This is a genomic window from Leptospira noguchii serovar Panama str. CZ214 (assembly GCF_000306255.2).
Taxonomy (GTDB): Bacteria; Spirochaetota; Leptospiria; order Leptospirales; family Leptospiraceae; genus Leptospira; species Leptospira noguchii.
Genome location: NZ_AKWY02000008.1, coordinates 1 through 25396 on the forward strand (window position 1 = coordinate 1; position 25396 = coordinate 25396).

Sequence of the window (25396 nt, forward strand, 5' to 3'; positions counted from 1 at the left end):
TCTACTTGTTTCTCCCACTGCCTTACTGCATGCCGAGTCACTCCCAGACGACGCGCCACTTCAGATCTTTTAATCCCTTCCCCTCGCAGCTTCAGGCCTTTTAAACGACGTTTCTCTAATCCTTTGAAATCTCGTTTCACTCCCGCTATATTACCCATTTCTACAGTCTTTTTTTATTAGATTATTTGGGTACTTCTTTTTGGTGATATATTATGCAATTGTCAGTAATAGAGTCGTTGAGAAATGAATCCTCCATTTGCTTCATGGCAACGGTCGATTGAAGCAGTTTTGTTAATCGGTCACTATGGAATCTTTCAACAACTTTAATATAAAAGTTTGAGAAGGTTTCTGTAAAATCATCTTCAAATTAAATTTTTACATAAAATCATAGTTTAAAGAAACGTCATCAAATTAAAAAATTATTTACATTTCTTTGATTTTCTTAGAGACTTTTTCAGCTTATAAACTTTTTCGAAATTTGAAAGTTATAAAGTTTTCATTAAAAATCAAAAGGAGAAAATCAATGGCGTTTGAAAGTCCAGACGGAATGTCCTCAACGGAGAGTGTAGGTTTTTTATCTCAGATGGGAAATTCTTTTAAAAGTATTCTTACGGGAATTGTATTATTGCCCGTGTCTTTTATCATTATCTACAATGTAGAAACTTGTGAGCAAGCAAGTGCTGCTCTAAAAAACGCGGTGCCCGTCGAACAAGCCAAAGAGGGACAACCTTCCTATGTGACTGGAACTTTAAAAGCGAATCCTCTTGGTGGTGAGTTTTTAAAAAGTGGCTCTTTTATTTCTTATTCCGTAAGTTCGGAAGTATATGCCTGGGACGAACAAGTAAAAACGGAAGGTTCCGGAAGTAATAAAAAAGAAGTTAGAAATTGTGTATTAAAATGGACTTCTTCTCCGGATAATCCTTCCAGTTTTAAACTTTCTGGATGTCGTGCAAAACGTTATTATAGAAAATCCGTTCAAGATCGGTCCGATTCTGCATCGGGTGCTATGGTTCATGCAGACGGAAAAAATTATTCGATTCTATTAGAAGACGTAGACTTTACTTCTCAAGTTCCTTCCAGAGACGCAAATGAAAACGAAATTCTTGCCGGGAGTTTTGCTTACGGTGATGGATATTTATATAATTCTAAATCTTGTATAGAATCTGAAAAAGAAGGTTGTGAAAGAATTAAGATTTCCGTTACTCCGATCCCGGAAGGAAATATGACTTTTATCGGAGACGTAAAAGGAAGTAGAGTAGGTCAGTTTGTTTCTTCAGAAGGAAATAAATTCTTGAATGCGAGTATTGGAAATTTTGCAGAAACGATGGCGGATATTAAGTCGGATGATAACACTATGAAATGGGTAGGAAGGTTGATCGGATTTATAGCAATGTTCTCCAGCTTTACTCTGATGGCGGGACCTTTGACTTCTCTTTTAAGTTTTATTCCATTTGTAGGAGATATAGGCGGAGGTTTGATCAAAGTTATTTTAGGAATCGTTGCTTTTATAATCACTGCGGTCACTATTTTGCTCATTAAATTTTGGTATATCTGGTTACTTCTACTTTTGGGTGGAATCGGCTATGGGATTTATAAGAAAAAATATTCAGTTCAAAAAGCGGGGCTTAGTTGATTTTTAATCTAAATCTATTCAAAAAACTTAAACTGTGAGAATTACCACATTGATTTAAAAATTTGCAGATAAAGTTTTATGAGGTTTTGAAATCGATTTAACATTCATTAGAATTTGATTTAGAGAAAAATTTTCTCTGGCTAAAAAACAAAAAGCCTTCTATTAGAGAAGGCTTTTTGTTTGTAGTCTCTCTATAAAATAAATTTTAGTTCAGACAAATGTCATCAAACACAAAAATGTGGAACTACCACAAATTACGATTTTACGAACAAATTTTAGAAATGTAGAAACTTGTATTTTTAGAAAATCTGGGTGAGTCCGGCTCCTATGCAGCCGGATCGGGCTCTCAGCTCTGATCAATAAATTGTATATAGAAAACGTAATATGAAATATCGTCTTTAGTTTCAATATAGAACGCGATCCATAGAGAGTGTTCTGCTTTAGTTTTTTTGCATCGATCCCTTTCACATTAACTCACGTTAGATATCTCCAGTACGAAAGAATCATCTTTGCTATTTGGAGATGGTTATAACCCGCGTTGATTGTAGAAAGTTTCCAGGATTTATTTTCGAAGGTAAAGCTGTTGAAAAGTAAAAGAATGTAAAAGCAGAGCCAAGTATAAGTTCTGGAATAAAATTCGTAGATCCAAGCCACCTGATTTTCCCTAGCCTTCCAAGAATAGGTTCTCCAAACTAAAACAAAACATAAGCGGCAAAAATGGAACTGAAGTCCGTCCCATAAAATTGAACATTTCTTTTTGATTTAGTTGAAAATCGAGAGGAGTTTCGTTTCTTTTATCCATATTTTTTCAAGTAAAGGACAGAACCGAGGAGAGAATTTGTAATTACTGCCATCAATACCGCAAAGTGATTGATATGTAATTCGGAGTGCATAAAAACTACTATTTTTTTGAGAAAAAATAGATAACAAAATTAGAATGGATGTCAGATAATTCTTTAGAAATTTTTAATAAACTGTAGTAGTTCTTACAAATTAAGTTGCATTTGACAATTTGCGGTAATGTATGTTCTGGCACATCGGTAACACTCTAGACCGGAGATATTGGTGGTACTTTATTCGTTGTAGTTCCATTATTGAATGATTTTGGAACATGTTCCAAAAAAATAATAAAGTTTAGAAACATCGAGCAGTCTTATTGTTTGCCGTAAGTTTCGTCTTTAAGAACTTCTTCTTTTGGAGTCCAACCCTCCGGAGTATGGCAGGAAAGACAGTTTTTTAAAAAAGGATTTTTTTTCAGTCTCTCTTCAAAGCCAGATAAGGTTTTTAACTTTTTAATGATTCCTTCATATTCAAATTTTTTAATTTCTTGGTTTTCGGAGGAAATGATCGTGCCTTTACCTTTTTCTTGAACAAGAATTTCCTTTCCTGCAGAACCGGAAATTGAAACCTTGCCTTCGCAGGTGCAGAAAGAAGATTCTCTTGTTTTAGGATCGTAGAAAACAGAAAACGAAGTACCTCTGACTCCCGCCGTAGAATTTGGTGTTGTAACTTCAAATTTTTTCCCTTTGAGATTTACGATCTTAAACCATGCAAAACCTTGATTTACTTCTAATAATTTGGATTTTCCGGGAAGGTTTGAAAGTTTTACCTTACTATTCTGTTGAATTTTAAATTCGGAATCTTTGTAGTGAATTGTAATTCTAGAGCCGTTTCCGGTGGAGATTAAATCTCCTTCTTCTAGAAAATCGTTTGGCTTTAAAGGCTCCCAGGAACTTTGGTCAGGTTTTTGAACATAAGATTTCCCTAATAAAAAACTTACTTTAGCGTTTTCCGTTTTTAATTCTTGGCTCAGTAATACAATTGAATTTGCGACAATCGAAAGTGAAATGATGAGAAATAATATTTTTATTTTGTAATTCATAATAATCTCCTAATTTAGAATTCTATTGTAGTTCTTAAAAGTATTTGTTTGTCCAAAACCGAATAGGAAACAATTCCTAGGTTTCCAGATTCTTGCCACTGAGAAAGATATTCTTTTTCAGTTCTTTCGTTGCCGAGTGAATCGATATAAACTCGTTGTGATACTCCGTTCAAGTCGTAATTTTTATTTTCGATATAACCTATCGCCATTCTAAATTTTGGGTTTACAATCCATTCGAAAAACACACTGATCCTTCTAAATGAACTTTTACTGGAATATCCACTTGTTCTGGTTTCTGGAACTATATTATGAATTATTAATGTATTGTCTACATTTGGAATTCCTAAACCAGGTAGAAATTCTTTTTGTATCGTATTGGTAACGCCCATAATTCCGTTGTTTCCTGTACCTTGCTCGATTCTCCCTAAAAGATGAAATCTTTCGGTTCCTACGGATAACCAAAGATATAACGCTTTTCCGAAACCGTCTTTTCCGAAAGCAATTGGAGGTGCAAGAGGTTGGAGTCGATCTCGGATTTCTCCGCTGTTTTGTTTTTTGAGAATCCCGCCCAGACCTAGATTCCAAGTTAAAAAGCCATTCCAAATCAAATTGGATTCCGATCCAAAAGTATCGGATTGTAAACTTTGAATTTGTCTAGATAAAGAAGTGGTCGGATTTAGATCGTTTGGAAGACAGTTTGTTTTTCCTTCGAAACATTCGTTTCCTCCAAAACCGAAAGCGTTTTCTTTTCTGTAGAAGAAATGAAGACCCGCTTTGATTTTTTCACCTAACATAGGTTCAATGGAAAATCTGGAAGAAACGTCCATTCCGGATGAGTTTGTATTTTGGGTTTCTCGATAACCTTCTCCGTTGCTAATCATAATTTGGGAACTGAAAATAGACCATTTTCCAGTCGCACTCAGTCCTATGTCAGCGGGTTGAGGTGCAAAACCGAGAGATTCTAAAGGCCCTTTATCGATGTATCTCCATCTCCAATAATTATTCCACTGAGTATATGTATGAGGTAATTCTTGGATTCCAAAACCAATAGAATAATTACCATAAGAAGTTTCCCAATTCTTTTTAACGCTGGCCCTGCGAACGTTTAGAATATAAGGATTTTGTTTTGTTCCAGAGTCTGTTCGTGTATCTGATGTTAGTTGGTTGTTTCTGATGAGTTCCCCCCAGAGTTCTGTTTGGATTCCGGTTTCCTCAAACGTTTTAGAAATCATAAGAATCGTCCAAGGAGTGGAAAAACCGGTCTTATCGTTTGGAGCCGAGTTGGAAATACCTGATGCGCCGTCTCTAATTCTGGCTCCGTAGGAAGGAGAAATAACCGCCTTAATATCTAGTCCATAGTAGGCATCCGGTTCGTCTTTTTTTGAGGATACGATTTGTTCTGAATTTGTAGTCCGGGCCAAAAATAAGGATAACAGTAGAATTAAATAAATTTGAAATATTCTCATGTTTCCTCCGGACTATTAAAATAACGTAAAATCTATGCAAGAAAGTTCGGGCGAATCCGGACCGCGTTTTCGGCTCCGATCAACAAATTGAGAGAATAAAATCTTTTCATGATTTAAATTTGTTATAGAACACGATCTGTCGAACGACCCATAAAACTCAGCGAATGCTTCTCTAAGATCGGCATTTAGGAGTGATACGTTAAGCGTTCTACTAAATTCTCCCGCTTCAATTTCTTTTACATTGATTATACTAAACCCACGTTAATTAAATAGAAAAAAACGAATTTAGTCAATTTATTATGTGGCTAAATTAATTTTCCTTCTTCATAAAAAATGAATATAATCAATTTTTTTATAAAATTTACTTTAGGAAACCTTTATAAAATTTAAAGTTTTTTTATAAAACCGTTGTTTGGGTGATCTTTATTCAAAAGAGTTGTTGAAAAATTGAAAAAATTCTTGTACAGATACAACTCTAATGATATCGAAAGAAAAAGTCTTAAAGAATCCTAGAATGTAGTAAGCCTTACTTGGTGTTTCTCATCAAGAATTCAAAATATTCTGCGTTCCATTTGGCCTTGTGTATTGTCTTTGAAATAAGAAATAAAACATAATTTTACCAAAGGTAGAAAATCAATTTTACAAGATATAGAAGAGAATTTATTTTTTTATCTAAAAACTTATCTGACTTATGACGTCTTGGGAGTGGTATTCAAAATGGATAGGACTACTGCTTGTAAGTTGGTAAAGCTTTTGGCGGAAGCTTTATTTCTTTCATTCGGTTCAATGAATACTCTTCCCGCAAATGAAATTTCAGATTTCAAAAGTAAGTTGAAGAAGTTAAAAAAACTGAAGTATGTAATCATAGATGGAACAGAAAGGCCAACGGATAAGGATTTACAGAAAGAATTCTACTCTGGAAAAAAAGATATACGATTAAAAACCTAATTTTAACAAATAAAGATAAAGCGATCTTATTCTTATCGAACACAATACCGGATAAAACGCATGATTTTAAAGTTGCGGCATGTGTCCTTGACTCCCGTTTTGACGGAATTGAAAAGATATCAAAAAAAGTGAATATTCTCAAACCGAAAAATAAACTTACCGCCGCACAAAAAGCAAAGAATACAAGAATTAGTAAAAAGAATTTTCGTAGAAAATGCTTTTGCTGGTATTAAAAGATTTAGAATGATCTCACTAGATATTTTAGAAAAGATTTTAAACATCTCGTTTTTGTTTTAGCCGTTGGAACTTTCATTTATTTTTTAATAAACGTTTTAATTGCTAATTTTTCAAAAACTCTAATATTGTTTTGATATGTCCTGAATGGTAAATACCTAAATATTTAATACAAAGTGTCGTTTTGTTTAAGTTCGATAGAATCTAATACGAAAGCGATTATTATGTTGCGTTTTATTAAATGACTCGTAGGGAATGAAATGTTGAACGACCAGTAGGAAACATTTTGCTGAATTCTGGAAACAATATTGAGTTTTTTTTTATTCGCCAAAATTTTTCCACGAATTTATGTTATATTATAAAAATAAAATGTATCTTAATCTTTAAACCAATGTTTTTTCCGAAACCAGTAAATCATACCTATGGGAATGACGGACGCAAATAAGATTGTAAAGTATAAAAATGGATTGCTGTCATATGGAATTGCCGTGAAATTCATTCCAAAAAAACCGGTTAGAAACGTAAGCGGCATAAAAATCAAACTGATGAGGGTAAGTCGCTTAACAATATCGTTGGTTCTCTGCGAAATCACCGAAAAGTAAGCGTCCATCGTATTACCGAGTAAGTCTCTATCCATATCGATCGTTTCGTAAAGCCGATTTAGATGATCGTATACGTCTCGGAAATAAAACTGGATCTTAGGAGTTAGGAAATTATGATCTCTTCGAATCAGACTGTTTACAATTTCTCTTTGAGGAGAAAGTACCCTTCGGATTCGAGTCAGGTTTCGTTTGAGAAATAAAATTCCTGCTATAGTTTGATTACTATCTTGATTTACTAAAATCTGAGATTCGATTCGTACAATTTCTTCGCTCATCTTATCCAGAATTGGAAAATTTGAATCTACCGTTTGATCAAATAACATATAAAGAATTTGATCCGTTCCTCTAGATAGAGGGTTACCCTGTGTCATACAACGTTCTCTGAGTTGTTCAATCAGCGGTTCTTCCTTTTGGCGAACTGTTACCACAAATTTTTCGTTGAAAAAAATATGGATCTCGCTATTTCTTAGAATTTTTTTATCTGTGTCATAATGAAATCGATGTAAAACGATAAAAAGATAAGAATCGTATTCGTCTAACTTGGGCCTTTGATTTTTATTGATACAATCTTCGATTGCGAGCGGATGAAAATTACATTCCCTGGCTAAAAAGTCTATGTCTTCGCTTTCTGTAGAATCTAAATCGATCCAGATCAATCCCTTGTTGCAAAGCCATTCTAATTCTGGAACTTCAATAGGTTTATTTTCTATCTTCTGGAGAATTTGACAAGGATGAGCTACCGATTTTTCTTGGCCTCCTTCGGGAAAGTATTCAGTCAATAAAATTCGTTTCAACTATAGTTTCTCCGACGGTTGAAACTATTTCAGAAAGAATGTATGGCAACAAATAATCATAAAAAGGTGTGGATTGATTTTTGTTGTCTATCTTTGAGGAAATTAAAAAAAGAAATTGTGTTTTAGTTGGCCGAACTTCCGACCAAGCCAGGTCTTTTACAGATTTTTAGATACATAAGATGAGTTTATGGAGAAAATGAGAAAGAATTTTCTAAAAGTAATAGTTCCCACATTTTCAAGGATCAACTGTAAAATCCGTGATTTGTAATAGTTCCCACATTTTCAAGGATCAACTGTAAAGTCCGTGATTGTAATAGTTCCCACGTTTTCAAGGACCAACTGTAAAGTCCGTGAACTTGTAATAGTTCCCACATTTTCAAGAACCAACCGTAAAGTCCGTGATTGTAATAGTTCCCACGTTTTCAAAGACCAACCGTAAAGTCCGTGATTGTAATAGTTCCTACGTTAGTGTGAGTTTCGGCGTAAACGATCGATTTTGTGAAATTGAATTTTTAGAGAAAAGATATGGCTACTAAAACCTTTGTACAGTTTAAAATGTGGGAACTACCACAAAATTTCAAAAATTACCGTTGAATCCCAGCTACTACTTTTTTTCACAAAAGACCTTTTGTTGTTTTAAGAAACTTAAACCCAAATAATTAAATGCTGGATCGCTATTTCTTTGCAAAGGGTTTTCGTTTTGTTCCAGCTAATTCGCTTATTATGGATCGCTTAATTTCTCAACTTCGTTGAGAGCCACTCACGAGTTCGTTGGCTAATTCGCTCACTATGGATCGCTTATTTCCCAACTTCGTTGAGAACCCCACTCACGAGTTCGTTGGTTAATTCGCTTATTATGGATCGCTTAATTTCTCAACTTCGTTGAGAGCCACTTACGAGTTCGTTGGCTAATTCGCTCACTATGGATCGCTTATTTCCCAACTTCGTTGAGAGCCACTCACGAGTTCGTTGGCTAATTCGCTTATTATGGATCGCTTAATTTCTCAACTTCGTTGAGAGCCACTCACGAGTTCGTTGGCTAATTCGCTCACTATGGATCGCGAATTATGTATTTTTCAAAGTGAAGAGTAGGTAATTGCGGAAATCGTCGAGTGAAAATTCTTTTTTATTTGTAAGATAATTAATCATATAACCGATCGTAGTCGAAGCAAGGTTTTTGATCTCAAATTCGGAATAATTCGGTTTAACGGAACGAATTGTTTTTTTAGAAGTTTCAAAAAAAATCATATTCACAAGGTGAATATTTCTACGTTTCAATCTATGAATCTTGGGTTGAAGCATCAGATTCCAGTAGAGACGAAGATAGTCTTCATTTTCCTTAATAAGAGTGATTAGACTTTCCGAAACGTTAACGATTAAGTCTTCACGGCGCGGATTAGCCACCACTTCGTCAGTAATATAACGTTTTAGAATTTTATCATGTGATTCTATAATTCCTTCTAAGATCGCTTCTTTAGAATCAAAATAACGATACGCAAGTCCGAGAGAAACGCCCGCTTTAGAAGCGACCTGTCTCATTGTGGTTCCGTGGTAACCTTGTTCTGAGAAAAGTTTGAGAGAGGTTTTTAAAATTAAATCTCGAGTGTCTTTTGCCATTCTTATCGGATCGAGTAAAGTACTTTTCTGGCTCCGATTCTTTCTCGGTTGGTTTCTATTCTGTTTTTGTAAGAGAACGCTTTTTCGGGTTTTAAAACGGAGAATAGATCATAGAGTTCAATCTCAAAAAACAACATTGCTTCGGCAACTTCTTCAGGATTTTTATACAAAGCTTCCTGAGTGTTTACAACTACATGTCTAGAATTGATAAGATCCGGACCAATGGTTTCCGCAATTTTTCTAAAATTGGATTTAGTGATCGTTCCACCAACAGAGGTTTTTTTCCCTCTTTCTCTGGAAAGATAGACAATGTTTTTAGTAACTCTCATCACTTCTTCATCGTCCGGAATCAAGCCCATGGAAGCAGAAAGGTCGGAGCGAGCGGCGGTAACCTGATTCAAATCATCAAAGGGACGCGAATCCGCGATTTCCATTAGATTCTTATAACCTGTGATCGTTTCCAGATTGATCGATTTGGAAATTTTTCCATAACTTACGGGAGTGAGCATACTCTTTAAAGTCTGAATAAAATTTTTAAGAGCGTAGGAAGATTCGATCATAGGGGCGCAGATACCTTCAATCTCTTCTTTGACGAGCATACGAATATCCGTTCTTGCTTCCGGGCCACCGATTTTTACGATAACAGGAATTAGCTCTTTAGCCGCCAAATGCAGAATTCGAATTTCATCCGCATCCATGTCCTCGGTTTCGGTTCCACCTTTTAGCCCGCAGATAGGGTATTGATCTACGAGAGAAACTAAGGTTCTTCTGAGTTCTATAAGTTTACGGTCTATCTGTTCTTTCACAATCAAAGTATCGGTGATTTTTGAAAAACCGATAGAATTTTTAACGCAGGATTGACAGGGGAGAGAAGATTCTTTTTGCTTTCCCTATGAAGTTAGAATCCGAGGTCAAAACAAAAGAATCTTCCGCAGGGCAAGAATCTCCCATTAGTTCTACATTTTCCTTTATTCTGATCGTGATCCTGGTATTTGCCTTTAAATCCTCGGTTTTAGACGCGAATAATATACCTTCCGGATCCATGATCCCCACCTTGAAAATTGGAGATTTTCTATTTGTAAATAAGATGAGATATTCGATCCGAATGCCATTTACGGAATCCGAACTGATTCGAATCGACGATCCTCAACGAGGAGATATAGTCACTTTTGCGCCTCCGTTTCGTGCCTTAAGTCTTGGAGATAGTCGAGACGGATTTTTTGCAAAACGTTATGTAAAACGAGTAGTAGGTCTTCCGGGTGACACGATTCGGATCACTTCTAAATTTTTATCCACTAAAAAAGGAGACGTGAACTATTCCGTAATCGAATACAAAGAAAAAGGATCTGATCGATTCCAAGGTTACGATCCAGTGGAAACAGAAGAAGGGAATGTATTAGGAGATTTGGACAATCTCTATGCTCCTACAAGGTCGTTGTTTTTAGAAAAAAAACCGGGTTTTGAACATTACGTCTTGGAAGGTTACGAAGAGGATCGTAAACGACTCGATGGATATGAATGTAATTTTTCGATCGGATGTGAGATCCCTGAAAATCAATATATGGTCGTAGGAGACAATCGAGACGATTCGCACGATTCCAGAACTTGGGGATTTGTTAAAAGAGAAGATATACTTGGAAAGGCTTTGGTGATCTATTTTTCTATCAATTGGAAAGATAACGTCTGCGAATATAAAAATGGAAAGGAACTATCCGAAAAAGGACCTGAATTTGCGGAACGTTATCAGGGAGAGGAACTTGTAAAACATTGTCATCCCTCCGAAATTGGTTTGGTAAGAGAAGAGAGTAAACTTGGCTGGGTGGAACGAACTCTTCGCTATCGAATTTGGAGAATGGAAGTTCGCTGGAATCGGATCGGAAAAATTTTACGTTAGCCGCCATGTCTGAAAAAAATGAAGATGATAAAAAAAATGATTCTTCTGATTTTCAGAAAGAAACTAAACCAAAGCAGAAAGAATTTTCACCTTGGGAGTTTGCAGGTTTAGGAATCGAATTTGCAGTGATCGTTGTCGGTTCTGTCTATTTGGGAAATTATTTAGATACAAAATTTCATTCTTCTCCTTTTGGGCTTTTAGGAGCTTGTCTATTAGGTTTTTCTTATGGAATTTACTATATCATTTACAGAACCACTTTAAAGAAGTAAGCGGGCTTAAGTTTTTTCATATGAACGACGCTTTTATAACGAATGTAAACTTGCATTGTAATAGTTCCCACATTTCAAGATTTAGCTGTAAACTTTCATTGTAATAGTTCCCACATTTCAAGATTTAGCTGTAAACTTTCATTGTAATAGTTCCTACATTTCAAGATTTAGCTGTAAACTTTCATTGTAATAGTTCCCACATTTCAAGATTTAGCTGTAAACTTTCATTGTAATAGTTCCCACATTTCAAGATTTAGCTGTAAACTTTCATTGTAATAGTTCCCACAAATTCAAAAATCAATTTTAAAATAGGTATTTTTCCATCTATAAGTCGGTTCTTGAAACTTTTTGATTGAACTCACATAAGATTTTGATTTTAAGATATTCGCGCGTAAGAGCCTTGCATTATTTTAAATGGCTAAAAGAGCACAAAAACGATTCAAAAGGATAAAAGGTTGTGGGAACTACTGCAAAACTAAGACTCGAAATAGATTCTCTAAAAATAAACTTTCGTTTAAAAATTCTTTAGAAAAAAAATCCAAAATTTGAATTTCTAAATGAAGTTCAAAAGCGTTTGGAGATATGAAAGGATCAACATGAATTGGAAAAAATATCTATTCGGAGTTACCGGATTATTTTTAGGACTAAGCGCGTTTTACGAGATCATTTATCCGGAAAGGAAATTTTTTTCTGGGAGTGTTTGTGCGCTTTTATTACTCGCACCATTCTATATGTTCAAGATATGGGTGATCATTCTACACCCACAAAAAGGGGTCCATCTTCAGATGGGCATAATGGCCGCTTCTTTCTTTTGCAACGGAATTGCCCTTTGGACTGCAGTTTCACAGAACGATAGTTCTGATTTTATAATTGGTTTTTTGATTGCCCATTTCAGCCACTTTCTAATAGTTGTATTCGCGAGTTGAATCACCGGAATCGCATAAAAAATAAAAAGAAACCGGAAACATTCGCCAATTCTGTGATTAGTGGTCCGTAATTAAAATACGATCCTTGTTGATTCGAAAAAATGTATCTAAACCAGACTTCTTTTATGACGAAAAGATTCATCTTCTCTGTATTATTAGTCCTATTATTACCATTCCAAACATTCGCATCAGGGGAGTCATCTCACGAGGCCTTTGATCTAAATGAAGTGATCGTACATCACCTGATGGACAATGCGGAATTCCCGTTTAACATAGGGGGGGTGAAGGTTTTCGAAGGAGAATCCGATTTTGATTCTTCTAAAGAAACGATCTTTACCGATCACGAAACCGGAAAGCGGTTTCACTTTGTGGGCGGTTTCGATATGCACATCACAAAACGAGTCACGATGATGTGGATCGTTGCCTTACTTCTTTTCCTGATCTTTATTCCAGCAGCCAAAATCATCGCAAGAAATCCGCTTCAAGTCCAGTCTCGTTTTGCAAACACCGTAGAAGTATTCGTAAACTTTTTACGCAAGGATATCGTAGACGAAAGTATGCACGGACACGGACATGGGTATTATCATTATATTCTAACCTTATTCTTCTTTATCTTATTTTGTAATTTAATGGGACTGGTTCCGTCCGTGGGCGAGTTAATCGCAGTAGCGGGAGACGCAACTGGAATGGTTCACTTAGACCATCACAATCCACCTTGGATCGCTAAGGTTTGGAGCGGGATCACCGTGACCGGAGATATTTCCGTGACAATGACTCTGGCGCTTCTTACTATGTTTCTAATATATGCTGCAGGTTTTATCTACCAAGGGCCTAAGTTCATCTGGCATTCCGTTCCCAACGGAGTTCCTTTACTACTGTATATTATTATGTGGCCTTTGGAATTTATCGTTTCGCCCATGGCAAAAACTTTTGCGCTGACAGTCCGACTTTTGGCGAACATGACTGCAGGACACGTAATCATACTCGCATTGATGGGGTTTATCTTTCAATTTCAATCCTGGGGAATCGTTCCCGTTTCGGTGATCGGTTCCGGGTTGATTTACGTTTTGGAAATCTTTGTGGCTTTCCTACAAGCGTATATTTTTGTACTGCTTACTTCCTTATTCGTAGGATTGAGCATGCATAGGCACTGATTAGAATATTGAATCAACAAGGAGTCAATGGAACCATGGAATTTGGATTAGGATATATTGGTGTAGGAATCGCTGCAGGAGTTGCAATCCTAGGAGCAGCTCTCGGAATCGGAAGAATCGGCGGATCCGCAACGGAAGGAATTTCAAGACAACCCGAAGCAGGCGGTAAAATTCAAACTGCTATGATCATCGCAGCTGCGTTGATTGAAGGTGCAGCTTTGTTTGCTCTTGTAATCGCTTTCCAAGCTGCTGGAACTCTGAACGAAGGATTAAAAGCTACCGTTGCTCATCAAACGAAAGCTTCTGCTGTCGTAACTGAAGAAAAAGGAAAGTAAACTTTGATACTCTTAGCTGCTAAGGGATTGAGTCTTCTGGATGTGAACCCGGGTCTGGTAGTCTGGACTCTGGTTACTTTTCTAGTTGTTGTCTTAGTTCTCAAAAAGTTTGCCTGGGATGTAATTCTGAAGGCTTTAGACGAAAGAGCAGAAACCGTTCAGAATGATATCAAAAAAGCTTCAGAACTTCGTTTAGAAGCAGAAGCTCTTTTAAAGGACTACGAAGCTAGGTTAAACTCTGCAAAGGACGAAGCAAACGCAATTGTTGCGGAAGCCAAGTCTGACGCTTTGAAATTGAAGAATAAACTCCTCGAAGAAACCAATCAGGAAGTGAAGACTCAGAAAGATCAAGCAGTGAAAGAGATAGAACTCGCTAAAGCTAAGGCGTTGGGACAATTGCAAACTCAAATCGTAGAAATGACGATCACAGTCGCTGGCAAAGTTTTAGAAAAGCAGCTCAAAAGCGAAGACTACAAAACTTTTATCGAAACAGAATTAGATAAACTGGGAAAACTGAGCGCATAAACCAATGAACGATTTCGGTGTTTCCAAAACATACGCTTCTGCACTTTTAGGAGCAACAAATGTTCCCGAAGAAGTGGAACAAGAGTTAGGTGATTTAACTCAGTTACTTTTCAAAGACGAAAAGATAAAAAATTTTTTTCTTTCTCCTATCGTATCTAACGAAGAGAAAGAGAAGGTTTTGATAAAAAATCTCCGAGGAAAAATTTCGGATATAACCTTAAACTTTTTAGGAGTAATTTTGAATCGGGGAAGAATTCTTTATCTTCCTGAAATTCAAAAACAATTCACCGTAGAGCTGGATAAGAAAAAGGGAAGGGTGCGCGCTCAAGTAAGAAGTTATCCTTCTTTAGAACCCGCTCAAGCGGCCAAACTCGGATCCATTCTTTCCGAAAAATTCAAATCGGAATTTATTTTGGAAGTTTCGGAAGACAAATCTCTTCTGGGCGGATTCGTCGTACAATTTAATGACTTAAAAATCGAAAAGTCAATCGCTTCCCAGCTGGTGGAAATCAAGAAGTCCATGCTGGAAAAGAAATTACCGGTTGGAGCCATCTATGAAAATTAAGACAGACGAAATTACGTCCGTTCTCAAGCAGGAAATTTTAAATTATAAAAAAGATCTGGGTGTAGAAGAGGTTGGAACGGTCCTAGAGATCGGAGATGGAATTGCCCGAGTTTTTGGACTTAAAAACGTAATGTCCGGAGAAATGGTGGAATTCCAAAACGGAATCTTTGGCCAGGCGTTCAACCTCGAAGATAACTCTGTGGGAGTTGTGGTTTACGGAAATTACCTGGATATTCAGGAAGGATTTTCCGTTAAAAGAACGAACCGAATTCTCGAAGTTCCTGTTGGTCCCGAACTTCTGGGACGCGTAGTAAATCCGTTAGGCGAACCGATTGACGGAAAAGGTCCGATCAATTCCAAACTTACAAGACCTGTAGAATCTCCAGCACCGGGAATTGCGATGAGACAGCCCGTAGGCGAACCGATGCAAACCGGAATCAAAGCGATCGACGCGATGATCCCGATTGGACGCGGGCAAAGGGAGCTCATCATTGGAGACCGAGGAACCGGAAAAACCTCCATCGCACTCGATACGATTCTCAACCAAAAAGGAACCGGAGTGATCTGCGTTTATGTGGCGATCGGACAAAAAGCTTCTACAGTGGCTTCTACAGTAGAGATGCTCCGTAATAAAGGCGCTCTCGAATATACGATCGTGGTTTCTGCAACTGCTGCAGATCCGGCTCCTCTGCAATACATCGCTCCTTATTCAGGATGTAGTATGGCGGAATATTTTATGTATAACGAAAAGAAAGCGACTCTCGTAGTTTACGATGATCTTTCTAAACAAGCAGTTGCATATCGTCAGATGTCCCTTCTGCTTCGCCGTCCTCCGGGTCGGGAAGCGTATCCTGGAGACGTGTTTTATCTTCACTCTAGACTTCTCGAAAGAGCGGCTAAACTGGACGATAAATACGGCGCTGGTTCCTTAACCGCGCTTCCGATTATCGAAACTCAGGAAGGTGAGGTTTCGGCTTATATTCCGACTAACGTGATTTCGATCACAGATGGACAGATTTATCTTCAATCTAACTTGTTCGCATCCGGTAACCGTCCGGCGGTAGACGTGGGGATTTCGGTTTCTCGGGTTGGATCTGCGGCTCAGATCAAAGCGATGAAACAAGTCGCAGGAAAGATGAAACTAGAACTCGCTCAGTTCCGCGACCTCGAAGCGTTCGCTCAACTTGGAACTGAACTGGATCCAGCAACTCAAGCGCAGCTTGATCGCGGAAATAGAATCGTTCAGATGCTCAAGCAGCCAGTTTCTTCTCCGTATCCGGTGGAAGAACAAGTTGTGGAAATTTTTGCGGTAACTCGCGGATTTATGGATAAAATTCCAGTAGCAAAAGTTCAAGAATACGGAAAATATCTTTTGAATATGATCAAGGAACAATATTCCGAAGTTCTGGAATCGATCCGCAAAGAAAAGAAAATCTCCGACGAAGAAAAACTTGGAGAAGTTCTTTCTAAGGTCGCGGAAGAATTTTTAAGAAAGCACTGAGATAGAGGTTCGCTTTGGCAACTCCCAGAGAAATCAAAAAAAGAATCAACTCGGTAAAGAATACTAGAAAGATCACCCGGACGATGGAAATGGTCTCTACGGCCAAATCTAAAAAGATCAGCGACCGGGTGAACGCCTCTCATCCTTTTTCGAATAAAATTAAGGAGCTCGTTTCCTCTTTGGCCTCTCTTGGCGGAGTGGTACATAGTCCTTATTTAAGAAGACCCGAAAAAATAAAAACCGTGGCTCTTTTGATCATTACCGCGAACCGAGGACTTTGTGGCGGATACAATTCTAACGTAAATCGTATGGCCAAAGCGAAGATCGCGGAATATAAAAAGGCGGGAGTCAACGTTCGTCTTTTTATTGTGGGCAAGAAAGGAATTTCTTTTTTCAAATTTGCGGGAGAAAAGGCAGAAAAAAACTACACTCATCTAGACGATAAGTCTGGTTACAAAGAAGCGGAAGAGTTTGCCAATTTGTTTTTGGAACTTTTCGCCAAGGAAGAAGTGGACGTGGTGGAAATTGCGTCTACCGTCTATTATTCTTCTGCTTCTCAAAAACCAGAAGTTACGAGAGTTCTTCCTTTGGAACCCGCTGGAGAAGAAAGTGTAAGCGATATGATGGTTTACGAACCGAGTCCGGAAAAGGTTCTCGAATCCCTTCTACCTCTGGTCGTAAAAACGGCCTTTTTAAAGGCGATTTTAGAAGCGAACTGTTCGGAACAGATCGCCAGAAGAATCGCAATGAAGTCCGCAACAGACGCGGCTTCTGAAATGATCAAACTGCTCACCCGCGGATATAACCGCGTTAGACAGGCAAAAATCACTCAGGAAATTTCCGAGATTGTTGCCGGAGCGGATTCACTGAACTAAGTATTGGAGCGACTTGGATGAATAAAGGTAAAATCAAGCAGATCATCGGATCCGTTTTGGATATCGAATTTGAAAACGGAGAACTTCCAGAAATTTATAATGCATTGGAAATCGAAACGATCGTTTCCGGAAAAAAAGAAACGATTATCGCCGAGGTCCAAACCCATATTGGAGGAAAAGCGGTTCGTGCGATCGCTCTTTCTTCCACGGATGGTTTGATTCGAGGACAAGAAGTTTCCAATACAGGAAAACCGATCAGTGTTCCCGTAGGAGACGCGACCCTCGGAAGAATTTTCAACGTTTTAGGTAAAACCATCGACGAAGGTCCTGCGATCACCGTAAAGGAAACCCGTCCGATTCACAGAGCCGCTCCTTCTTTCGACGAACTTACTTCTAAAACTGAAGTTTTCGAAACCGGAATCAAGGTAATCGATCTTCTCGCTCCTTATATCAAAGGTGGAAAGACCGGGCTCTTTGGAGGAGCCGGAGTAGGAAAGACAGTACTCATTCAGGAACTCATCAACAATATTGCAAAACAACACGGTGGATTTTCCGTGTTTGCCGGAGTGGGGGAAAGAACCCGCGAAGGAAACGATCTCTGGAGAGAGATGAAGGAATCTGGAGTAATCGACAAAACTGTTCTTTGTTACGGTCAGATGAACGAACCTCCTGGAGCTCGTTTGAGAGTTGCGTTATCCGCTCTTACAATGGCGGAACATTTCCGTGATTCTATTGGAACTGATGTTCTTCTGTTCGTGGATAATATATTCCGTTTTTCGCAAGCTGGTTCCGAAGTGTCTGCTCTTCTCGGAAGAATGCCTTCTGCGGTGGGTTATCAGCCTACACTTTCTACCGAAATGGGGGCGCTTCAAGAAAGGATTACATCTACTAAAAAGGGATCGATCACTTCCGTTCAGGCAATTTACGTTCCTGCGGACGACTTGACAGATCCGGCTCCTGCGAACGCATTTGCTCACTTGGACGCAACTACCGTTCTTTCTCGTGCGATTTCAGATAAAGGAATTTATCCCGCGGTGGATCCATTGGATTCTACTTCCAGAGTAATGAACGCACAGGTTCTTGGAGAAGAACATTATCTAGTCGCTCGGGAAGTTCAGAGAATTTTGCAAAGATACAAAGACCTTCAGGACATTATCGCCATCTTGGGTATGGATGAACTTTCCGAAGACGATAAAATACTCGTAGCCAGAGCCAGAAAAATCGAGAAATTTCTTTCTCAACCGTTTCACGTGGCAGAAGTGTTTACGGGGGCTCCTGGAAAATACGTAAAACTTGCTGATACGGTTCGTTCTTTTAAAGAAGTGATTTCTGGAAATTACGATCACCTTCCAGAACAAGCTTTTTATATGGTTGGTTCTATAGACGACGCCATCGAAAAGGCAAAAGGTTATAAAGGATAACGCGAATGTCCGCGAATAAACTCAAAGTATCCGTAATTTCCCCTGAAAAGATTCTCTATAAAGGGGAAGTGGATTCTCTGATCGTTCCTGGCAGTGAAGGATTTTTCGGAATCCTTCCGGATCACGCTCCTTTGGTCGCTACTTTGGGAATCGGAGTTCTCGAAATCCGCAAAAGCGACAAACTCAAGGTATTATCCGTAGAAGAGGGATTTATCGAAGTAAAAGATAATTCTATCAGCATTCTTACGGACCACGGCGCTCTTAAAGAAGACATCGATTTAGAAGTCGAAAAAAAGAATTTAATAGAAGCGGAAAAACTTCCTCCATCCGATTCTAAAAATCTTTTCCTCCAAAAAACAAAAACTCGAATTTTAGTCGCATCCCGCTAACTTTTAGGGGTGTGAATTTCCGAAAATAGTAGCAAGGATTCTCTTTTCTCCGAATACAATGGAGATCTGGGGATAACATTAGGTATTATGAAAACTACGATTCGTGTTTTCGCAGGAATGGTTTTATTTTTAAGCGTAGGTTTTCTCTTACGAAAAAACCAGGAACAGATTCGAAGTATATTCCAGTCTGAACCTATTTCTGCGTCGATTCGCGGAAATGTTGTTCATCCCGGAGTTTATCGTCTTCATAAAGGAGATACTTTGGATGATTTGGTTCGTATGGCGGGAGGTTTTAAAAAGCCTTCCACGTTGGAACTAGAACTCGATCGGGAAATTTTGGACGGACAGACGATCGAATTGAAAGAATGATGTTATAGGAATATGGCGGAAGATTACGAAATGGTCAAGGACGACAATTCACACGAGGAAGGTCGCAATGTCGGTATGGACGAATTACAATTCGACGATATTGATTCTATACTTTCTTCCGAGCCTGAAAATCTGAGTATAAATTTGGATCCTTTAGAAAGTCTTGTAGCTAGTTCAGGAGAGGAATACCCTTCTAGTTTTGAAAGCGATTTTGTATTTCATTCCGAAGAAACGACTGGTTCCGCAAATTTTAATATAGAAGATACTTTGGATTTGGAATTAACAGATCCTCTTGTAGACGCGGAAATAGATAAATTATTGGATATAAACGACATTTCCAATATATCAGAAATTTCTAATTTAGAATCTGATGATTCTTTTTTTATTCCTGGAGATTCAGCACCTGACGACGGAATTGATTTTTCTGAATTAGATAACTCTTTAACCGAGGAACCGGACGCGTTCAGTTTTGGAGAGGAAGATTTAGAAGAATTTGAATTGTCAGATCAAAATGAAAAATCTTATCAGGAAGAAGATTTTTTAAGCGATGAAGAAGGTCCAATCGCGTTATCCGAAACTGAACTAGGAGAAATAGCTCCTGCTGCTGAAGACGATCTTCCCGATTTTATTTCTACTTCTGTAGGTTCTGAAACCGAAGATGAGGATTCTACGTTAGGTGAAATTACTGGGGAAAGATCCGAAACCTTTTTAGACGAATTGGAAGAAGAAGACGCCCCGATTTCACTTTCCGGAAATGAGTTGGATAATATACTCAATACATCCTCAGGTGTCTCGGATGATGATTTACCTGATTTTATCACTCACATAGAAGATGAAGATTTTTCTCTTCCGGTTGAACAGGATTCCAATTTATTGTCTTTGGATGAGATTTCTAATTCTTCCTTGTTTGAAGATTCTGAAGAAGAAAAAATTTCCCTTCCGGAACACGAATTGGAAGGAATTGGAAGTCCTGTTTTGTCTGAAGAAGATTCTTTGTCTTTTGAAGATTTTGAACTTCCTACAAACGATTTGGAAGAATTGGAAAATTCAACTTTAGAAGATGAAGATGCAAACGAACCGATTGCACTTTCTGATGAAGAGCTTGGTAATTTACTGGCTTCTGAAAATGAAGAGCCAGCTGCAATGTCGGAAGAACCAAGTGACTTACCAGAAGCAGTAGATTGGGATTCTCCTACTTCGGAGCCATCTGAAATTTCTTTAGAAGAAGATGAAGATGCAAACGAACCGATTGCACTTTCTGATGAAGAGCTTGGTAATTTACTGGCTTCTGAAAATGAAGAACCAGCTGCAATGTCGGAAGACGAATTTGGCTCGAATATATCTGAAGTAGAAGCGGAAGAAGATCTAAGTGAAATTTTAGGAGAACTTCCTCCGGTTTCGGATTTGGATGCTTTTGATTCAATTGATGAAGACGTTTCAAAAGAAGAGGAAGTTTCTAAAATTGTTCCTACGTTGGAGTCTGTAAAAGACCAAGAAATGGTCATCGTATTGGACGAATACGCTGACGAAGAAGAGCCTTCTCCAATTGAAGAACTGCGTAAAACTCCCGATCAAACGGAAGCTATTACCGGACAACTTTCAGGAGATGTTCCTTCTAAGGACGAAATGAAACGTATCATGACGTATTTGGACGAATTGTTAGGCAATTTGCCGGATGATCTTATTCGAGAATTTTCTCGTTCTGATTATTTCGAACTTTATAAAAAACTAATGAAGCAGATCGGTGTATGACCGATGGGATTGCTGGAAAGAGTCAGTAAGTTAGTCCGATCGAATTCGTCGGGGATTTCCACTTCGACGTCTTCTGGGGAAGTAAAAAAATCACTGCTCAAAAAATCCGAATCTCTTCAGCGTAAACAAGGATTTTTACAAAAAGCCCTTGGTATGAGAAAGGAATCCGAAGAAAAGGGAATTGTTTTATCATCGCCGTTTGAAGAGGATCAACTGCCGATTTCTTCCGAAGAATCCGTTGATTTCGGAGATGATCTTCAATCCAATTCCGAGGAGTTTTTTATCCCTGAGTTAGACGAAATTTCTTTGGATACAAACGAACAAGAAGAGTTTTCAAATCCTGATCTTTCTGACCCGGTCGAAACAATTTCAGACTTGGACGAGAATGATATTCAGGAATTATCACAAGATGAAAATGATGTCACTATAGATGATCTTTTTGAAGACGAAACAACTTCTTCATTGGATTCAGAGTCAATAGATCAAATAGTTGACGATTCTGATAAACTTTCGATACAAGAACAGAATAAAAAAGAAATATTAGACGATACTAATGTTAATGATAGCGTAACGCATTTAGAGGAGGATCCTTTTGATGATTGGGTTAAAGAGGCGGAACAAGAAGCACGTAGAACTCCTCCTAAAAAAGATCCAAATATTTCCGCTTCCGAAAAGGATGGATTCTTATTTGACGACGATTCTAATTTTACTACTTCCCCTATAGATCTTCAGATTGCTTCTCGAAAAAAATTAGAGAACTATATTTCTGTTTTTGAAATCAGTAAGGAAATAGGAATCTCTACAGACTTTGCGAACTTTTTTGAAAATCTTTTGTTTTCGATTATGGGGCAAATAGGTTCCGAATCGATTGGGATCTTTTCTTCTAAAAATGGAAATCAGGATTTTTTTCGTTTGGAAGATTACCAAGGTGAAAATTTCAATCAAGAGTGGACTATTTCTTCGGAAGAGGAAATCTATCATGCGGTGCATAACGCTGGATCGGTTCTTTATGCCAAGGAACTTTTAAAACCGACTCTTCCTGCTAAGGAAAGAGAGATTCTACAGCAATCGGAAGCTGAACTTTTAGTTCCGATTCGAACCACCGAAGAATTTTTTGGAATCATTCTTCTAGGTCAAACGATCAGCGGAGAAGATTATACGATTGAAGATCTTGAATTTTTAAAGATCATCGGGGAAATCGCTGGTTCAGTATATAAAAGAATTTATGATGCCGAACTACTTCATCAAGAAAATCAAAATCTAAAAGAAACGGTTCGTGCCAACGAGTTGATCATTTCGCTTGCTAGAGATTTTTCTTCCGTCCGTAGTATGGATGAAGCCTATGATAAATTATTTTCTGCGTTTCGAGAAGAATTAAAAGTCCGTCGCGCTACGTTTATGATTTTGGAAAATAAAAACGAATTCCGAGTATTTGCTTCCAACTTACTCACTCCAGAACACGTAGGAAGTTTTAGGCTTTCTTTGGAAAGTTCGATCGTAGGAATCGTTTCTAACATTCCGGGTGTGTTTAGAATCGAAAATTTTAGAAAACATCCCGAGCTTGTACAAAAATTGTCCAATGACGAACTTGGGCTTATGACTGATTTTATAGTTATTCCTTTGATTAATTTACATTGGCTTGTTGGAATGTGGATCGTTCATGAAACTGAAGTTCCTTGGACTGACTCTGATCGAGAAACCGCAGTTGGCATTTCAGAGGTGCTGGCACCTGTTTTTTCCAATTTACTACTGGTTCAGGAAAGAGATTCGGTATTTAAGGATCCATTTAGTCCTGTTGAGGAAAAAATAGAAGAGATGATTTTGAAATCGACTAGACTAGGAAATTGTTTTAGTCTAACTATATTCAAAATTCAGAATATATCTAGAATGGTTAAATTAAAAGGTTCCGGATTTTTTGTAAATTATAGTGAGGAACTTAGAAAGGCCATTCAAGATAATTTATCTGAAGTAGATTTTCACTATCGGATCGGACAAGGAAAATACGCGATGATTCTGGATGGAAAGGATCGAGAAGAGACACAGGTACTCATTCGTAAAATTAAAAATCGTCTTGTTGAAGTGGATCGTAGGTCCAAAGATTTTCAAACCTCAGTTGTACAACATACTCTTTGTTATCCTGCGGATACAAAAGAAAAAGAAAGAATTTTAGAATTACTCGAAGAGTCTTAGATCGATAGAGAATGTTATTCAATTCTCTGAATTTTCTCTTTTTTTTTATAGGTTTTTGTCTGATCTATTTTCGTCTCGGTTTGAAGGGGCAGAATCTTCTTTTGTTTTTTGGAGGTTTGTTTTTTTACGGTTATTGGAAACCGGAGATGGTTTTACTTTTGCTCTTTTGTATTTCCTTTAATTTTGCAGGGGGAATTTGGCTTGGTAAAACGTCTGCTGAAATCCGTGGAAAACGAATTTTCGTTTTTTTAATTGTTTTAAATCTGGGAATTCTGATCTTTTTTAAGTATATTTTGTTTTTCTTAAGTATTTGGAACGATTCTTTGGGAGTTCTGTTTCCATCTTCGATTCTTCCCATTCCGGAAATTTTATTGCCGATAGGAATTTCGTTTTATACATTTCACAATATCAGTTATCTTTCTGATATTCGATCCCGAAAAATAACTCCTTGTTCCAACTTCATACGTTTTGGAGTTTATGATTTATTCTTTCCGTTGTTGTTGGCTGGACCTATTGAAAGACCGGATTCCTTATTACCCCAGATCGAAAAGGAACGTGTAGTAGATCAAAACGGTTTTGTTTCCGGAGCGATTTTATTTTTTTGGGGAATGTTTAAGAAGGTGTTTATAGGAGATCATCTTTTGTTTTTTACCAATAAGGTGATGGAACCGGGAATGTCTCTTCCTTCTGGTATGATATTTTGGATCGCTTTCTCTTTTGCGTTTCAGGTTTACACCGACTTTAGTGGATACACGGATGGAGCACGCGGTCTTGCAAAGATGTTAGGTTTTAGGCTTTCGTTAAACTTCAATTTTCCTTTTATTTCGTCCAACCCTTCCGAGTTTTGGAAGCGATGGCATATCTCACTTTCTACTTGGTTAAGGGATTATCTTTATATTCCTTTAGGGGGAAATAGAGTTTCTTTGTTTCGCCAAAACGTAAATTTAATGATCGTTTGGATCTTAGGAGGGCTTTGGCACGGAGCCACATATGGGTATTTAGTATGGGGATTTTATTGTGGTTTGCAGGTTGTGTTTTATAATTTAATTCAAAAATACTTTTTAAATTTAATTAATAAGAATATTAAAGTTTTAAAATATTCTATAAAAATAATTGGACTTTTTTTGACTTTTTGGATGTTTGCTCTTGGGCTGCTTTTGTTTCAGGTAAATTCTCCGGGTGAACTTTGGAGTTTGATCGAGAATACATTTGGAGGATTTTACTGGAATTCCGTGTTTGCGGCTAAATTATTTTTTCTTTTATTTCCTTTGTTTTGTGTGGAATTTTGGATGATCGTTTCGGGAGGAACCGATTTGTTTTTTGATAAGATTGTCGAAAAACAATCTAGCTTGATTTTATTTTCTTTTGGAATTGGAATTTTGTTTTGCTTATTTGGGATTTTTGAAAAGAAAGAATTCTTTTATTTTCAGTTTTAAGATTATTCCAAAGATTTAAAGTAATTTATGATTTTGTTGAGTTATAAACGTGCCTTCGGTAATTTTACAGATTTAAGTTTTTGAGCAGGAAATCAAATATAAGAAATATTAGAAAAATAGGAAATTTTAATGAAGAATTGTAATAGGATGTTTAAAATTCTGTATCTAAAATGTGTTTTTGTTCCAAAATATACAGGTTCTTATATAAGAATTTATAAATTGTAATTTCGGAATTTTGTGTGAATTTCTGCATTTTAAAAGTTTGGGATTAGGTTGCTCATAACTATATAATAAAATACTTAATATTTTGCATGGATCAGCGTTTTGTAATAAAATTAACGGTACTCAATTTTATAGAGATTAGTAGTACAATCGTTTTTATATATTTTTTAACTTGAGTTCTATGCAACAATGAGAAAGCGATAACAGAAATTTCGAAGAAACTGGTATGCCTCTATGAAGATTAAGTTTTTATTTGCTAAAATGTACTTGCTCTGAATTCACGTTTTGTTAATAAAAAAATTCAATTTCATGAAAACTAGTCTTTGTGTTAAACTAACGTATGTGACATTTTTTCGAAGGTTAAGTCGTTTAGAGATCGTTATGGAAAAACATATTT

23 protein-coding genes and 1 pseudogene are annotated in these 25396 nt (G+C 37.4%); 17 read left to right on the top strand and 7 right to left on the bottom strand.

Annotated elements, in window-relative coordinates; genetic code table 11:
- Window positions 1-158: helix-turn-helix domain-containing protein (locus LEP1GSC059_RS03635; RefSeq protein ID WP_020980314.1), on the bottom strand; the 158-nt coding region annotated here is incomplete at its 3' end.
- A gap of 365 nt (window positions 159-523) precedes the next feature.
- Between LEP1GSC059_RS03635 and LEP1GSC059_RS03640 the strand changes: the two genes are divergently transcribed.
- Window positions 524-1633 carry a TMEM43 family protein gene (locus LEP1GSC059_RS03640; protein WP_020980313.1) on the top strand — a complete coding sequence of 370 codons (1110 nt, stop codon included), beginning with the start codon at window positions 524-526 and terminating at the stop codon, window positions 1631-1633.
- Window positions 1634-2107: 474 nt separating this feature from the next.
- Here the strand turns inward: LEP1GSC059_RS03640 and LEP1GSC059_RS23530 are convergent.
- The 3 genes and pseudogenes from LEP1GSC059_RS23530 to LEP1GSC059_RS03655 all read right to left on the bottom strand — a co-directional run bounded on the left by LEP1GSC059_RS23530 (window position 2108) and on the right by LEP1GSC059_RS03655 (window position 4981).
- Window positions 2108-2526, bottom strand: a pseudogene (locus LEP1GSC059_RS23530) (DUF1761 family protein).
- Window positions 2527-2786: 260 nt separating this feature from the next.
- The gene (locus LEP1GSC059_RS03650; RefSeq protein WP_017214569.1) at window positions 2787-3515 is read right to left on the bottom strand and encodes a FecR family protein; all 729 of its coding nucleotides are present in this window, start codon (window positions 3513-3515) and stop codon (window positions 2787-2789) included.
- Between the two features lie 14 nt (window positions 3516-3529).
- Complete coding sequence (locus LEP1GSC059_RS03655) at window positions 3530-4981, bottom strand: hypothetical protein (protein ID WP_017214570.1); 1452 nt, start codon at window positions 4979-4981, stop codon at window positions 3530-3532.
- Window positions 4982-5698: 717 nt separating this feature from the next.
- On the opposite strand from LEP1GSC059_RS03655, the gene LEP1GSC059_RS23535 reads away from it, so the two are divergent.
- A complete protein-coding gene (locus LEP1GSC059_RS23535; protein ID WP_017214571.1) occupies window positions 5699-5929 on the top strand; it encodes a hypothetical protein in 231 nt (76 codons plus the stop codon).
- 610 nt (window positions 5930-6539) lie between these two features.
- Here the strand turns inward: LEP1GSC059_RS23535 and corA are convergent.
- The 3 genes from corA to LEP1GSC059_RS03675 form a co-directional block, all read right to left on the bottom strand.
- Window positions 6540-7559 (bottom strand): magnesium/cobalt transporter CorA, encoded by a 1020-nt coding sequence (gene corA, locus LEP1GSC059_RS03665; protein ID WP_017214572.1) that lies wholly within the window; start codon window positions 7557-7559, stop codon window positions 6540-6542.
- Between the two features lie 1065 nt (window positions 7560-8624).
- The gene (locus LEP1GSC059_RS03670) at window positions 8625-9176 is read right to left on the bottom strand and encodes a TetR/AcrR family transcriptional regulator (protein ID WP_004433268.1); all 552 of its coding nucleotides are present in this window, start codon (window positions 9174-9176) and stop codon (window positions 8625-8627) included.
- Window positions 9177-9178: 2 nt separating this feature from the next.
- The gene (locus tag LEP1GSC059_RS03675) at window positions 9179-9982 is read right to left on the bottom strand and encodes an aldolase/citrate lyase family protein (protein WP_002178539.1); all 804 of its coding nucleotides are present in this window, start codon (window positions 9980-9982) and stop codon (window positions 9179-9181) included.
- An 86-nt stretch (window positions 9983-10068) separates the two neighbouring features.
- Between LEP1GSC059_RS03675 and lepB the strand changes: the two genes are divergently transcribed.
- The 15 genes from lepB (at window position 10069) to LEP1GSC059_RS03750 (ending at window position 24777) form a co-directional block, all read left to right on the top strand.
- Window positions 10069-11070: a signal peptidase I gene (lepB, locus tag LEP1GSC059_RS03680; protein WP_000764509.1), complete on the top strand. Its 1002-nt coding sequence runs from the start codon at window positions 10069-10071 to the stop codon at window positions 11068-11070.
- A gap of 5 nt (window positions 11071-11075) precedes the next feature.
- Window positions 11076-11339 (top strand): AtpZ/AtpI family protein, encoded by a 264-nt coding sequence (locus tag LEP1GSC059_RS03685; RefSeq protein ID WP_002178594.1) that lies wholly within the window; start codon window positions 11076-11078, stop codon window positions 11337-11339.
- A 596-nt stretch (window positions 11340-11935) separates the two neighbouring features.
- A complete protein-coding gene (locus LEP1GSC059_RS03690; protein ID WP_002178490.1) occupies window positions 11936-12265 on the top strand; it encodes a hypothetical protein in 330 nt (109 codons plus the stop codon).
- Between the two features lie 101 nt (window positions 12266-12366).
- Complete coding sequence (atpB, locus tag LEP1GSC059_RS03695; RefSeq protein ID WP_036033885.1) at window positions 12367-13419, top strand: F0F1 ATP synthase subunit A; 1053 nt, start codon at window positions 12367-12369, stop codon at window positions 13417-13419.
- A gap of 35 nt (window positions 13420-13454) precedes the next feature.
- Entirely contained in the window at window positions 13455-13754 is a 300-nt protein-coding gene (locus LEP1GSC059_RS03700; protein ID WP_000394249.1) for an ATP synthase F0 subunit C, read from the top strand.
- A gap of 3 nt (window positions 13755-13757) precedes the next feature.
- On the top strand, window positions 13758-14279 hold the full coding sequence (locus LEP1GSC059_RS03705) for a F0F1 ATP synthase subunit B (RefSeq protein ID WP_002178521.1): 522 nt from the start codon (window positions 13758-13760) through the stop codon (window positions 14277-14279).
- Window positions 14280-14283: 4 nt separating this feature from the next.
- Window positions 14284-14844: an ATP synthase F1 subunit delta gene (gene atpH, locus LEP1GSC059_RS03710; RefSeq protein ID WP_017214575.1), complete on the top strand. Its 561-nt coding sequence runs from the start codon at window positions 14284-14286 to the stop codon at window positions 14842-14844.
- Complete coding sequence (gene atpA / locus LEP1GSC059_RS03715; protein ID WP_002178476.1) at window positions 14834-16345, top strand: F0F1 ATP synthase subunit alpha; 1512 nt, start codon at window positions 14834-14836, stop codon at window positions 16343-16345. The genes atpH and atpA overlap by 11 nt, the downstream gene beginning before the upstream one ends.
- A gap of 14 nt (window positions 16346-16359) precedes the next feature.
- Complete coding sequence (gene atpG, locus LEP1GSC059_RS03720) at window positions 16360-17220, top strand: ATP synthase F1 subunit gamma (protein WP_002153271.1); 861 nt, start codon at window positions 16360-16362, stop codon at window positions 17218-17220.
- A gap of 17 nt (window positions 17221-17237) precedes the next feature.
- A complete protein-coding gene (gene atpD / locus LEP1GSC059_RS03725; RefSeq protein ID WP_017214576.1) occupies window positions 17238-18641 on the top strand; it encodes a F0F1 ATP synthase subunit beta in 1404 nt (467 codons plus the stop codon).
- Between the two features lie 5 nt (window positions 18642-18646).
- Window positions 18647-19030: an ATP synthase F1 subunit epsilon gene (gene atpC, locus LEP1GSC059_RS03730; protein ID WP_017214577.1), complete on the top strand. Its 384-nt coding sequence runs from the start codon at window positions 18647-18649 to the stop codon at window positions 19028-19030.
- Between the two features lie 87 nt (window positions 19031-19117).
- Window positions 19118-19399: an SLBB domain-containing protein gene (locus tag LEP1GSC059_RS03735; protein ID WP_002178711.1), complete on the top strand. Its 282-nt coding sequence runs from the start codon at window positions 19118-19120 to the stop codon at window positions 19397-19399.
- A 12-nt stretch (window positions 19400-19411) separates the two neighbouring features.
- The gene (locus LEP1GSC059_RS03740; protein ID WP_036057009.1) at window positions 19412-21151 is read left to right on the top strand and encodes a hypothetical protein; all 1740 of its coding nucleotides are present in this window, start codon (window positions 19412-19414) and stop codon (window positions 21149-21151) included.
- Between the two features lie 3 nt (window positions 21152-21154).
- Window positions 21155-23341 (top strand): GAF domain-containing protein, encoded by a 2187-nt coding sequence (locus LEP1GSC059_RS03745; RefSeq protein WP_020980307.1) that lies wholly within the window; start codon window positions 21155-21157, stop codon window positions 23339-23341.
- A gap of 11 nt (window positions 23342-23352) precedes the next feature.
- Window positions 23353-24777, top strand: coding sequence for an MBOAT family O-acyltransferase (locus tag LEP1GSC059_RS03750; protein ID WP_020980310.1), 1425 nt, complete (start codon window positions 23353-23355; stop codon window positions 24775-24777).
- Window positions 24778-25396: the final 619 nt, after the last annotated feature.